Origin of the sequence: Antarctobacter heliothermus (assembly GCF_900188425.1) — a bacterium.
Lineage (GTDB): Bacteria > Pseudomonadota > Alphaproteobacteria > Rhodobacterales > Rhodobacteraceae > Antarctobacter > Antarctobacter heliothermus.
Genome location: NZ_FZON01000089.1, coordinates 1 through 12,077, shown reverse-complemented (window position 1 = coordinate 12,077; position 12,077 = coordinate 1). Strand labels below are relative to the sequence as shown.

The window sequence follows — 12,077 nt, the reverse complement described above, 5'->3', positions numbered from 1 at the left end:
GAGGCCATTCGCTACGCCCTCGGCCGCATGCCCAAAGCCCGGGCCTATCTGAAAAACGGCCAACTCGAGCTGGACAACAACATCTGTGAGCGGTCAATCAGGCCGCTGACTCTCGGGCGCAAGAATTATCTCTTCATGGGATCGGAAGGTGGTGGCAAGGCTGCCGCGATCGCCTACTCCCTCATCGAAACCGCCCGCATGAACCGCATCGATCCGGAAGCCTGGCTGACATGGGTGCTGGCCCACATTGCCGATCACAAGATCAACCGCATCGACGAACTCGCGCCGTGGAATTGGCAGCCACGTTGAATGTCAACGGCGGTCACGCCGGACGGATACGAATGTCGGCGTCTGTTGCGGTGTCGATCATCAAAAAGGCCTCCTGGCGATGCGCCGGAGGCCTTAGATCAGTTCAGATGTCACCCCCGGCTAAAACGGGGGATTTGCGCGCGGGCCCCGAGGTCAGGCGCGCTCTGTATATTCCATGGTTTCGGTATTCACGACGACGTCTTCGTCCTGCCCGACAAAGGGCGGCACCGTGATGCGCACACCATTGTCCAGAACGGCGGGCTTGAAGCTGTTGGCAGCGGTCTGGCCTTTGACCACCGGCTCTGTCTCGACGATCTTGCAGATCACCTTTTGCGGCAGCGTGGCGTTCAGCGCCTCTGTGTCGTGGAATTCCACGACGATGGTCATGCCGTCCTGAAGGAAGGGGCGGCGTTCGCCCAGGATGTCGGCGGGCAGTTCGACCTGGTCAAAGGTTTCCGTGTCCATGAAGGTCAGCATGCCGTCGGTCTCGAACAGGAACTGCATGTCCTTTTGTTCGAGGCGGACGCGCTCGACCTTGTCGGCACTGCGGAACCGTTCGTTCAGTTTGGACCCGTTGCGCAGGTTTTTCATTTCGACCTGGGCAAAGGCGCCGCCCTTGCCGGGCTTCACATGGTCGACCTTTACGGCGACCCAGAGACCGTCGTTATGCTCCAGCACGTTACCGGGGCGAATTTCGTTACCGTTGATCTTTGGCATGGGGCAAAACCGTGGCAAAAGGTTGATGAATGATTGACGGTCCCTATATCTGGCGTTCAACCATCATGCAAGGCAACGTATCTCGTGCTGCACTCGCAGAATGTCATGCAAATTTTGCATAGGTGGTATGCAGCATCGGGGTATCCGAATCGATACGAATGCGCCATAACACGCGTCACGCCTAAAAACGCAAGAGCAATAATCAAAGGTCGAAACATGAAGGATTTCGTTGACAGCACCGCGTTCAACGCTGAGCAGGGTAACCGCGCTCGCAAACTGTTTGCGGCTGTGGTGCTGGCTGCCCTCGACGATGCAATCGCCGACGACAAGAAGTATGGAAATGGCCCTGAGCAGATCGCCCGCTGGGCGCGGTCCCGCGATGGCCGCGAAGTGTTGAGCTGTGCCGGCATCGACCCCAATGAGCGTGTCGTGTCCGGCCTGATGGATTTCGTATCGAAAGGGGTTCGCACCTCTGTCGCGCTGTCGCGCGAAGAAAGCGAACGCCGCAACGCCGCTCAACAAGCCGAAGCCGCCTGACCATTCTTCGACCAGACTTGAAAATGCGCGCCCTTCACGGGCGCGTTTTTTTCTTTTTCGGGGGGTGGTTTATGGTCCGGCGTTCCCACGCCGGACGGGGATCAGTCCAGATCCTTGCTCATCAGAACGCGGTGGATCTCACGCCGCACCAGCTTGCGCACATTGCGGGTGATCCGCTCCCCCAATGCGCCCTGAAGTTCTTGTCGCACGATCTCTGACACGACGGCCTGCAAGGCCTCTTCGCTGAGTTCGGTCACCGCCGCCTGCTCTGGTTGCACCTCTTGCACAGGATCGGATTGCGGGGTGGCCCCCGGCGCGTGGTCTTCCCAATCCAGCGCCTCTGTCGGGGCGTGGCGGACAAAGGCCGGGCGCGCATTGCCGGGCACGGCGCTGGCGTCATTGGCAGGCTCATCGGGACTGCCGGCTTCGGGGCTGGGGGTTTCGGGGCTGAGGGCTTCGGCACCGGCGAGGGCGTCGTCAGGCACCTCTGTCATCATATCCGACGACAGATGATCGGGCGCATCGGTTCCGGTGTCGGGATCGTCCTCGGCGACCATGGCTGCCTCCGCCACGGCAGCGACAGCCGCCTGCAAAGCAGCGTCACCACCCTCAGCAAGCGGCGGCGCCGAATCCGGGCCATCAACCGCCTCTGGCGCGTCAACGTCGGGATCAGCCAACGAGTCGACACCGGGCTGCGGCGTCTCCAACGGATCACCGATGGGGTCAGAGGCCGACGGTGTGGGGGTCCAATCCTTTGATTGACGCTCCAGCATCAATTCCAGCGCGGCAATCTTGCGGTCAAGTTCCGTATCCGGCGCAATGTCGACATCAACCGCGAGATCAGTGGCGGAGAGGTCAGCCTGTACATCAGGGTCGTCTGCCGTATCCAGCGAGTCATCGATGCCAGCCACCTGATCCGGGACCAGGATTTCCGTCAGACTGGCGCGAAGGGCGGCGATCTGACCCGCCTCGGCGGCGTCTTCGGTCGTCTCTTTGGTGGTCTCTTTGGTAATCTCTGTGATGCCATCATGGCGCACCACGCCATCCTGAGGGTCATCCTGAGGGTCATTGGCGACTACCGCTGCGTCAATTGACGCAATGTCACTTTTGGACAGGTCCGCATCCCTGTGCAGATCATCAGACACCGTGGCCAGCGGCTCGGCGCCCTCAGGGCGGGTGTCTGCCGTATCTGCCATGACGGTCGCAGCATCTTCGGCGCTGTCCTCAGCGCCCAGAACGAGGGTGGTGCAGGGATCGGCCCCTGCCACAGGGCTGGCAGCCTCTGCCGCAGGCGGCGTATGCGCGACGGGCGCTACAGAGGGTTCCGACAAGACCATGGGGGCCTGCCGTTCACGCCCCTTGCCAGAGACGTTTACCGGCGGCTCATCCGCATCGGGCACACGCAGCGCTGGCGACAGGACAAGTCGTTCGGGAACGGCCCTCTGCGCGCCGCGCGGTGCGCGGTCAACTTCGGACACCAGCCGACGGATCGACGACAGGACGTCCTCTATTTCGACGTTTGTAACGGGTTCTGACATTGTTCTTGCCACTCTTGCCTCGGGAAAGAGTGTACCCGCAAAACAGGCCCTCGCACAACAGACGCAGACAAAACTACTCTTTTCCCAGCGCCTTCAGGACACGGTCCAGTTCAGCGCCTTGTTTTGAGCGGGCGCGCGGCGCGGTCTTGACCATGTTGTAATAGGCAGCCGGATCAAACGACGGCACGTTCAGGTGCAGCGCCGTGGCGGTCAGCAGACCCAGCGAGGACAGCACCTGATAGGACGCGATGGCCTCATCGACCTGCGCCGAAATCAGGCTGGCGCGGGCGTCCAGCAGTTCCTGTTCGGCATCCAGCACGTCCAGTGTGGTGCGCGCGCCCAGCTTGGCCTCTTCGCGGACCCCCTGAAACGCGACGGTGGCTGCGCGGACCTGTTCCTCGAACGAGGTGCGGTTGGCCTGGGAAACTCGCAGGTTGGCATAGGCCTGGCCGACGTTCTGCTCGATCTCGCGCAGCACGACATGCAGTCGGCCCCGCGCCGCATCCCGGTTGGCAAGCGATTTGCGCACCGCCGAATCCAGCGCACCGCCGGAATAGATCGGCCCACTTGCGCCCAGTGTGATCGATCCACCGCGCGAAAAGTCGCCATCGTTAAAGTCCTCGGTCACGCCATAGGAGCCCTGCAAGGAAACCGTCGGCTTTTTTGCGCCTTCTGCGATTAGGATGGTCAGTTCCGCAGCGGTCACACTGTGTTGTTGGGCCGTCAGATCCGGGTGCTGGCGCAGCGCCTGACGTTTGGCGTCGGCGACGCTGCTGGGCAACTTTGGCAGCGAACGCGGGTTGATCAGATTGCGCGGCGGCTTGCCGACGGCGGCAAGATACTCTTCTCCCGCCACAAGCAGATCGCCCTGTGCCGCCGCCAAGGCAGCGCGTGCAGCGGCCAGCCGCGCCTCTGCAAGGGCCACATCGGTGCGGGTCACTTCACCAACCTCAAAGCGGTCGCGCGCGGCGCGCACCTCTTGCTGGATCACCCGAACGTTGTTTTCGCGCAGGCCGACGGTTTCGGAATACCGGCGAATGTTCATAAAGGCCCCAACCGCGCGCAACAGCACCTGCTGTTCAACCGCGATCAGCCCAGCCCGCGTGGCCAGCACCTGTTCCTTCGTCGCCTCAAGCGCCAGCTTGTTGCGGCCACCCGCGTACAGCACGATTTCCGCGATCAGGTTGATGCTGGCATCGTTGGTGATGCTGCCGCCCTGAACAAACCGCCCGGCAGAGGTACTGAAACTGCCCGAACGGCCATAGGTGCGCTGCACATCGCCTGACCATCGAAGAACCGGCCGCAGCTCTGCCAACGCCTGCGCCACGTCCTCGTCGGCGGCGCGCAGCGTGGCGCGGTTCTGTTCCAGCAGGCCACTGTTGAGATACGCGGCCTCCAGCGCCTCGGCCAGCGTATCGGCCGAAACGGGCGACACGGCCGCAAGCACGAGAACGAAACCAACTGCGCCGCGCGCCATGTTTTTGCGAATCCTGCCCAGCACCGGCTTTCCAATCATTCCGTTTACCCGCGGATGCCCACACTCTGATCAGAGAGCGAACGCAGCCTTTTTCTCAAACCCTGTGACCACCGGGGCCGTCCCGTTGAAGGCATACCGCCAGGAGATCTTGCCATCCCGCTTGTGGCCGATCCGAACGGTGCCCAGAGCGTTTTCCATAAAGATCACCGCAATGCGTCCGCCATCCTTGAGCTGTGCTACAAGGTCATCGGGCAGCACCTCGACGCCGCCCTCGACAAGGATCGCGTCATAAGGGCCATGTTCCTTTGCGCCTTCGGTCAACGGCCCCATGTGCAGCACGACGTTGTCGGCGTGATGCTCACTGAGCAGCGACTGAGCCTCTTCGGCCAGCGTCTCATCCGACTCGACCGCGACAACCGCCTCGGCAATGCGCGCGATCACGGCAGAGGAATACCCCAGCCCGGCGCCCACATCGAGCACCAGGTCACTGTTGGTGAGGTTGAGCGCGTCCAGCATCTTGGCAAAGACACGCGGATCCAGAAGCACCCTGCCCTCTCCGAGGTCGACATCCTCGCTGGCATAGGCAGCCTCGACCTTGTCACGGGGGACAAACGCCTCTCGCGGAATATCGAGCATGGCGTCGATGATAGGAAATTCGGTAACATCCGACGGGCGCACCTGCGTGTCGACCATCATCCGGCGGCGTGTAGTAAAGTCAGTCATGTACTAAACTCTTCTGTTCAGAACCTGTGATGGGGTTTGTGCCACACCTGCTGCGCGGCGGCAATGACCCAAGCCATCAAACTTGGCGAATGTGACCGTGCGGCCCGACTGGCGGCGCCAGAGATATCTGCTTGACGGAAGCGGCAGTTGCGCCTAATCAGACCGCCACTCTGGCGAGTTGGCGGAGTGGTTACGCAGCGGATTGCAAATCCGTGTACACCGGTTCGATTCCGGTACTCGCCTCCAATATTTTCAATGACTTGCGTCATGTCGTGTCTCCACTGGCTCGATTTTTGAAACAGGCGTTGAAACTTTCACGTTTCCTTCCTGTTCTGTTCAAAACGGTTTCTGGCGTCCTGCGCCCGTGTTGCGAGTTCCTTTTGCCTGATCTGACCTCCGTATTTTTTGAGCATCTCTACGCCGGAATGACCGGTGACGGCTTTCACCATCTCGTCGTCGCATCCGGCTTGATAAAGTTCGATAGTCGCGTTTTTGCGCAGCCCATGAGTGACGTACTTGGCCGCCTCGGGATGCTGCATCGCTGCCTTCACCTTGCGCATTTCCTCGGCAACCGTCCGATAGCGCACTGGGTGTCCGCTCTTGTCGGTGATGACCGTTAGGCCCTTTTTTTTCGACCGCGCCCAGGTGCGCCTTGAGACGGTCTGTTAGGGGTATCCACAACGGCTTGTCTGTCTTGCCTTGGGTGAAGCCATATGCCCCGTCTTTGATATGGTCCCAGCGGATTTTCAGAACGTCCCCGATCCGCTGGCCAGTGCCAATGCACAGTTCATATACCAATCGCGCGCGTGGCGTTGCCACGACTTCAAATTCAGCACGCACATCATCGGGCCACGGCTCCCAACCTTTGCTTTCCTGCTTAAAGAGCGGTATGCTCTTGGCCGGGTTGCCATGCTCCTTCTTGAGGAAGCCGATCAAGCAAGCGTGGTTCAGCAGGATCACCATCACCTGCACCAGATAGTTGGCCTGACGCCGCCGATCCGCATTGGGCATTTGCAGCTCATTGAATCGCCCCGGGTCTGTCGGAGACCTATAGCTTCCTTTCACGCGTCCATATCGAGCACGTCGCACTGTGCATAGAAGTTCTCTTCGGCCTATGCGGGGGGTATCTGCAGACAGCTACAGCCTACGGCCCCGAGAGATAGTCGGCGGAGACGTATCCGGTGATGCCGGGCGCTTTGGCGAGCGAGACTCGGCACCAGAGTTGGCCCATCTCGGTCGCGCAGTCGCGGCGCACCAGTTCGGTGCCGTCAGGCAAACCCAGCATGACTTTGTAGCCAAGGCTTGGTCCGTGCCGCAGCTTCAACAACTCGTCCGGCCCGGTGCCTTTGACCACCATGTGGGTTCCTGGGCTGCCGCTGCAACTGGCGACAAGGACAAGCGCGAGTAAGGATATGACTAGGGGACGGTTCATGATCTGGCCTCTGCGTTTTCTCTCCGTCTCACCTGAATTTCCTCTCAAAGCAAGGTGCTGGTGCGGAAGCACGGGTTAGAGGCGGCTGCTCCCGCCTTCAATCACGTCAGCAGGCTCCTCACGGCAGACAACGGCGGAAGCTCTCGATCGACTGCTCAAACAGGTTATAATCGAAGGTGTTGCGACGATCGGATCGTATCCCTCTGGCTCGCAATCTCGGTCATCAACCGATTTGCGCAACAGATTCGGTGCTATCTGTACTTGAAACACAGTTGTGGTCAGAAAGTTGCTGATCAGGATTTCGCAGACAGCAACGTGGGCCAATCCGGTAAATTTTGACCGCAGCCAAGGCAGACTTCAAGTGCTAGGACCTGCCTTTCTTCAGCCTGTCCAGCCAGGCACTTGCCGCAGCCCAAACATGCATTTCGATCTCCTCGGCCTGAGCCTTCATGCGCCGATAGGTTTTCCAGTGCATTGTGCGGGGCTTTTCAGGGAACCGCCCGACGAGCCCACTTTCAGTTTGCCCCAGCCGTTTCCGGATCTTTTCTGCCTTGTGGATCATGCGATCGTGGGGCGACTTATGCTCGCTTTTGTAACGCCCTCTTATGCAGACACGGCAGCCCCAGAGTGGGCTCGCTCCCCTTCGATAGATGACCGCGCAACGGCGGTCACACGACGGGCACATGAACCATTGCCGACGGCCTCCGAAGTTCGTTGCTGTCCAAGTCGTCATGATGCGCTCCCCCTCGAAGTGAATAACCTGGGGGAGCGGGTGAGCGGCCTTAGGTAGCTTTCGAATGTCTATCTGCTCAGTTTGTTCACAAATCATATGCAAGCCTAGTATTTTGTTGTGCATGGGTGGATATCTGACTGGCTTTGGGTCAGCGCGTCCCACTCTGCGCTGGCCCCTTCTGCTTGGGGGATGGAAAACTCGCAGTTTTCCCCGTCCCAGTTCAACTCCTCATGGCCGCGTGGCTGCGTGGTTCGAACGGGGTGACGAAAAAGCGACGCCTGCCAATCTCGTCGAATAAAATATGGGTTCCAGTCGCAAACGTGGTTGTTGCCCAATTGACCATGCCTTTCGTGGTCGTGATTTTGTTGTCTGTCGTCACTTATCTCTCCTTTACTGGCACGGGTAACTTGCAACGGAAGCCTAGACCTGTGGTCCACACAACAGCTCCTTATCGATGCCCGTTGCTCAGGGCGGATCGTCGTCGTTTTCCCACCGCCTGGTGTTGCCGTTCCAGACCTTTCCTCGTGGACCATGGCGCTCCCAACTGGATAGGTTGCGCCATGCTTCCAGACTGACGACGCGGCCCGTCCACGGCAGTGGCCTGCCACCCGTCGAACTGCCATGATGGAAAGGACTTACCGCCTGAAATGATGGTTCGAGGGCCTTGGGGGTGAGTGACCGAGGGCTTGGGCTGTCGGACACCTTCGATTGCGATTCACGCGGTTTCTGCGATTTTGTGTTTGTGGATTCGCGGGGATCGCAGGAATCGCAAGAGGATGCGGTTTCGTTCAGGATTTCAGCCAACGCGGCTTGTACGTCAAACAGAATGGAGAGGTTTCACGATGTGATAGGTTTCGTTGCGCATCTTGCCGCGCACCTCACCCCCTTCGGGAAGGCGGGAAAGCCATCCGGCCTTCACGAGCAGTTCCAGTGGTTTTGTTAGCTTCGCCCGTTCTCGCAAAGCGTTTGGTCCCTTGTTCAGAATGTCGCTCGGCAAGACGACATCATGCGGCCAGCTGTCCAGCAGCCAGAGCCGCAATTGTTCAGCCTTTGCGGTTTCCTCAGTCATAAGCCCAGTCTCGGCCAACCGCTGTGCCTCACCCAGATAGAAATGCGCGAGTGTCACCCCCCAGCTCATCGCTTGCAGCGACACTTCGAAGGCGTCAAGGCCACCCCACAGGGTTAGAACCCCGGCAATCCGCGCAGCCTGTTCCGCTGCCTTGCTGGCGTAGGCGCGCACATGCTCCATTTGGTGACCCGGCCGCTGCGCTTTTTCCACGACCAGATAAAAGCGCCAGAGCAACTCCCGTGCATCATCAGACAGAGACATGCGTGGCGGAGCAAGCTCTTGCGGATTGTCACTAGTCGGCATGGGGGTCCGCAATATGAGGGAAAGCCGAGCCACGAAATCGGAGACCGACTTTTCACTGGCGGGCTCGCACCCGCGCTGCAAACGTGTGCCGATTGCACTTGGCGGGCTTTGTTGCACAAATCACGCTGGGGATTCACTCTATGAATCCAGCGTGATAGCCGGGGTGCATGAGCAGTTGGGCCCTTACGAAGTACAAGATCAGGAACTGGCTTTCGTACAACACAGCACTGAAGCAACGCGGATCGCTGTCGATTTGGTTTGATCCGGAGATGGTCTGGACGCCGCCGCCAACGGGCCAGCGTGGGCGGCAGCGACAATTCAGCGAAGCTGCGATCCAGACCTGCCTGACCCTAAAGGTGCTGTTTGGCATGCCGCTCCGGCAGGCGACGGGGTTCGTCGAGAGCTTGCTGCGGCTGGTTGGGCTGGATTGGACCGTTCCGGATTTCAGCACCTTGTGCCGCCGCCAGAAGACACTGAACGTGAACCTGCCCTATCGCGGGAGCACCGGCCCGCTAAACCTCTTGATCCCCTCTCGTGACATTGCTGCGCAATGCACTGCCGGGCAGTGGACAGCACAGGTATCAAGGCAGAGGGCGAAGTCGAGTGGAACGCCCGCAAACACGGCGGCCCTAAACGCCGAATGTGGCGTAAGATACACATAGGGATCGACGAGGAGACGCTGGAAGTGCGGGCGGTCGAGGTCACCACCAGCAATGTCGGTGATGCGCCCATGTTGCCAGAATTGCTTGACCAAATCCCGCCCGATCAGGCCGTCGGATCAGTGACTGCAGATGGGGCCTACGACACCCGAAAATGTCACGACGCGATTGCCGCCCGCGGCGCTCATGCCGTCATCCCTCCACGGAAGAATGCAAAACCGTGGAAACCCACGAGCACCGGGGCCATCGCCCGAAACGAGGCCGTCAATGCCTCGCGATACCTCGGTCGGGCTATCTGGCGGCGATGGAGCGGATATCACCGCCGGAGCCGGGTCGAGACCAAACCTCTCGGGATCATGCTGCACATAACCCTGCCGGTCAGCGGATGCATTGCGTGAAGTTGCTGGGGCAAAGCCTCATGGCGCGGGACTTCGACCGCCAGGTCGCAGAGATCCAAGCCCGCGCTGCCGTGCTCAATCGCTACACCGCGCTTGGCATACCCATCACAGAGGCCGTACGATAAGTCTGTCCGGGGAAAGGGGTAGTCCGAACAAACCCCGATTTGTGCAACAAAGCCCCTTCCAGAGGCCCGGGACCGCCCTCTCGCCAATTTCTGCCGGACATTCGCTGTTCATCAACGCATCCGCGACGAAGGACTTGCCGCGGCTCCAGACGCGCTCCCGGGGGAGACGAAGGGCCTTGATCTTAAACTCCTTGCTGGATGCCCTTCCCTTCATCTGATGTCTCCAGGGTCGTGGTCACATTCTTATCTTCTTGTCCACAAAACCGTCCGCAGGCCAGGACGTGAACAATTAAAACTGATCCGGCGACGGTTCCACACGTGCGAGCTGATCAACTAACTCATCCATTCGCTTTGCAAATCACAATTTCTCGGTCAGTTCCGGCACGGCCTGGAACAGGTCCGCGACAAGGCCGTAGTCGGCGACCTGAAAGATCGGAGCCTCTTCGTCCTTGTTTATTGCAACGATGACCTTGCTGTCCTTCATGCCGGCCAGGTGCTGGATCGCACCCGAAATGCCGACCGCGACATACAGATCGGGGGCCACAACCTTGCCGGTTTGACCAACCTGCCAGTCATTCGGCGCAAATCCCGAATCGACCGCCGCACGTGACGCGCCAACGGCCGCGCCCAGTTTGTCGGCCAGTTTCTCGATCAGGGCGAAATCGTCCTGGCTGCCGACACCGCGCCCGCCGGACACAACGATGCCCGCTGAGGTCAGCTCGGGGCGGTCGCTGGCCGCGACTTTGTCCTCGACCCATTCGGACAGGGCGGGGTTTTCGCCGGTGGCGATGTCCTCGACCGCAGCAGAGCCGCCAGTGGGGGCCGCGTCAAAGGTCGAGGTGCGGAAGGTGATGACCTTTTTCGCGTCCTTCGATTTCACGGTCTGGATGGCGTTGCCGGCGTAGATCGGGCGTTCGAACGTGTCGGCGTCCACCACAGCGGTCACATCGGTCAACACCATGACGTCCAACAGCGCGGCGACGCGCGGCAGGATGTTCTTGGCGTCGGTGGTCGCGGGGGCGACGATGTGGCTGTAATCCCCCGCCAGCGACGCGATCAGCGCAGAGACAGGCTCTGCCAGACGGTGACCGTACAGGTCATCCTCGGCCAGCAGTACCTTTGACACGCCCTCGATGGTGGCGGCCTCGGCGGCGGCATCCTTGGCCGACGCACCCGCAGCCAGCACGGTCACCTCGCCCAGCGCCTGCGCAGCGGCGACGGTCTTGGCGGTGGCATCCATTGCCAGCGCGCCGTCAGTAATTTCGGCAATCAGCAGAACGGCCATCAGATGATCCCCTTTTCCTTGAGCTTCGCCACCAGTTCATCGACAGAGCCGACGATTTCGCCAGCCGCACGGGCCGCCGGTTCCCCGGTCTTGACGATTTCCAGACGCGGCGTGACATCGACACCCAGATCGGCGGCGGTCTTTTCGTCCAGCGGCTTTTTCTTGGCCTTCATGATGTTCGGCAAAGAGGCATAACGCGGCTCATTCAGGCGCAGGTCGGTCGAGATGATGGTCGGCATCTTGACCTTGATGGTCTGCAACCCACCGTCGACCTCACGAGTGACGACGGCATGATCGCCCTCGACGTCGACCTTGTTGGCGTACATGGCCTGCGACCAGCCCAGCAGGGCCGACAGCATCTGGCCGGTGGCGCCGAGGTCGTTGTCGATCGCCTGCTTGCCGCACAGCACAAGGCCCGGCTGTTCGTCTTCGACGATCTTGGCCAGGATCTTGGCGACGGCCAGCGGCTCGATGTCGGTGTGAACGTCATCAGCGGCGACCACGAGGATGGCGCGGTCAGCGCCCATGGCCAGCGCGGTGCGCAGGGTTTCCTGGCTTTGCTTGACCCCGATGGAGACCGCGATGACCTCATCGGCCTTGCCGGCCTCCTTGAGGCGAATGGCCTCTTCGACGGCGATTTCGTCAAACGGGTTCATCGACATCTTCACGTTTGCCAGATCGACACCCGATCCGTCCGCTTTCACGCGAACTTTCACGTTGTAGTCGATCACGCGCTTGACCGGTACCAGGACCTTCATCTGCGTGTCTCTCC

General features: G+C 60.4%; 11 protein-coding genes, 1 tRNA gene and 2 pseudogenes. 4 read left to right on the top strand and 10 right to left on the bottom strand.

All coding sequences use genetic code 11. The features are described 5' to 3' along the window. A partial coding sequence (locus CHB90_RS24335; protein ID WP_141135928.1) for a transposase domain-containing protein occupies positions 1–309 on the top strand: 309 nt, incomplete at its 5' end. Positions 310–462: 153 nt separating this feature from the next. Here CHB90_RS24335 and efp read toward each other — a convergent pair. After that, positions 463–1,026, bottom strand: coding sequence for an elongation factor P (efp, locus tag CHB90_RS24330; protein WP_089280324.1), 564 nt, complete (start codon positions 1,024–1,026; stop codon positions 463–465). A 216-nt stretch (positions 1,027–1,242) separates the two neighbouring features. Between efp and CHB90_RS24325 the strand changes: the two genes are divergently transcribed. Then, positions 1,243–1,563, top strand: coding sequence for a DUF6280 family protein (locus CHB90_RS24325; RefSeq protein WP_089280323.1), 321 nt, complete (start codon positions 1,243–1,245; stop codon positions 1,561–1,563). Positions 1,564–1,664: 101 nt separating this feature from the next. Here CHB90_RS24325 and CHB90_RS24320 read toward each other — a convergent pair whose 3' ends face one another. The 3 genes from CHB90_RS24320 to CHB90_RS24310 form a co-directional block, all read right to left on the bottom strand. Then, entirely contained in the window at positions 1,665–3,101 is a 1,437-nt protein-coding gene (locus CHB90_RS24320; RefSeq protein WP_089280322.1) for a hypothetical protein, read from the bottom strand. Positions 3,102–3,174: 73 nt separating this feature from the next. Then, positions 3,175–4,578 (bottom strand): TolC family outer membrane protein, encoded by a 1,404-nt coding sequence (locus CHB90_RS24315; protein WP_089280325.1) that lies wholly within the window; start codon positions 4,576–4,578, stop codon positions 3,175–3,177. Positions 4,579–4,647: 69 nt separating this feature from the next. Beyond that, positions 4,648–5,301, bottom strand: a complete 654-nt coding sequence (locus CHB90_RS24310) for a protein-L-isoaspartate O-methyltransferase family protein (RefSeq protein WP_089280321.1) — start codon at positions 5,299–5,301, stop codon at positions 4,648–4,650. A 172-nt stretch (positions 5,302–5,473) separates the two neighbouring features. Here CHB90_RS24310 and CHB90_RS24305 point away from each other — a divergent pair. Continuing rightward, a tRNA-Cys gene (locus CHB90_RS24305) sits at positions 5,474–5,547 on the top strand. Positions 5,548–5,615: 68 nt separating this feature from the next. On the opposite strand, the gene CHB90_RS27195 is transcribed toward CHB90_RS24305, so the two are convergent. The 3 genes from CHB90_RS27195 to CHB90_RS24285 form a co-directional block, all read right to left on the bottom strand. Further along, entirely contained in the window at positions 5,616–5,888 is a 273-nt protein-coding gene (locus tag CHB90_RS27195; RefSeq protein ID WP_245823366.1) for a tyrosine-type recombinase/integrase, read from the bottom strand. Between the two features lie 557 nt (positions 5,889–6,445). Then, entirely contained in the window at positions 6,446–6,733 is a 288-nt protein-coding gene (locus CHB90_RS24295) for an SH3 domain-containing protein (RefSeq protein WP_089280320.1), read from the bottom strand. A 1,550-nt stretch (positions 6,734–8,283) separates the two neighbouring features. Then, entirely contained in the window at positions 8,284–8,955 is a 672-nt protein-coding gene (locus CHB90_RS24285) for a DUF3987 domain-containing protein (RefSeq protein WP_089280318.1), read from the bottom strand. Between the two features lie 50 nt (positions 8,956–9,005). Here CHB90_RS24285 and CHB90_RS24280 point away from each other — a divergent pair. Further along, a pseudogene (locus CHB90_RS24280) lies at positions 9,006–10,020 on the top strand (IS5 family transposase). Positions 10,021–10,072: 52 nt separating this feature from the next. Here the strand turns inward: CHB90_RS24280 and CHB90_RS27630 are convergent. From CHB90_RS27630 to CHB90_RS24270, 3 genes and pseudogenes are all read right to left on the bottom strand, one after another. Then, positions 10,073–10,198 (bottom strand): annotated as a pseudogene (locus CHB90_RS27630) (IS30 family transposase); the annotation flags it as partial. 180 nt (positions 10,199–10,378) lie between these two features. Next, on the bottom strand, positions 10,379–11,305 hold the full coding sequence (locus CHB90_RS24275; protein WP_089277279.1) for an electron transfer flavoprotein subunit alpha/FixB family protein: 927 nt from the start codon (positions 11,303–11,305) through the stop codon (positions 10,379–10,381). Further along, the gene (locus CHB90_RS24270) at positions 11,305–12,063 is read right to left on the bottom strand and encodes an electron transfer flavoprotein subunit beta/FixA family protein (RefSeq protein ID WP_089277280.1); all 759 of its coding nucleotides are present in this window, start codon (positions 12,061–12,063) and stop codon (positions 11,305–11,307) included. Before CHB90_RS24270 ends, CHB90_RS24275 begins: the two co-directional genes overlap by 1 nt. Positions 12,064–12,077: the final 14 nt, after the last annotated feature.

What these genes read in the sequence shown, in the direction of transcription:
- CHB90_RS24275 (WP_089277279.1), bottom strand. Translation starts at nt 11,305, where the DNA reads ATGGCCGTTCTGCTGATTGCCGAAATTACTGACGGCGCGCTGGCAATG.
- CHB90_RS24315 (WP_089280325.1), bottom strand. Translation starts at nt 4,578, where the DNA reads ATGGCGCGCGGCGCAGTTGGTTTCGTTCTCGTGCTTGCGGCCGTGTCG.
- CHB90_RS24270 (WP_089277280.1), bottom strand. Translation starts at nt 12,063, where the DNA reads ATGAAGGTCCTGGTACCGGTCAAGCGCGTGATCGACTACAACGTGAAA.
- efp (WP_089280324.1), bottom strand. Translation starts at nt 1,026, where the DNA reads ATGCCAAAGATCAACGGTAACGAAATTCGCCCCGGTAACGTGCTGGAG.
- CHB90_RS24325 (WP_089280323.1), top strand. Translation starts at nt 1,243, where the DNA reads ATGAAGGATTTCGTTGACAGCACCGCGTTCAACGCTGAGCAGGGTAAC.
- CHB90_RS24310 (WP_089280321.1), bottom strand. Translation starts at nt 5,301, where the DNA reads ATGACTGACTTTACTACACGCCGCCGGATGATGGTCGACACGCAGGTG.
- CHB90_RS24320 (WP_089280322.1), bottom strand. Translation starts at nt 3,101, where the DNA reads ATGTCAGAACCCGTTACAAACGTCGAAATAGAGGACGTCCTGTCGTCG.
- CHB90_RS24295 (WP_089280320.1), bottom strand. Translation starts at nt 6,733, where the DNA reads ATGAACCGTCCCCTAGTCATATCCTTACTCGCGCTTGTCCTTGTCGCC.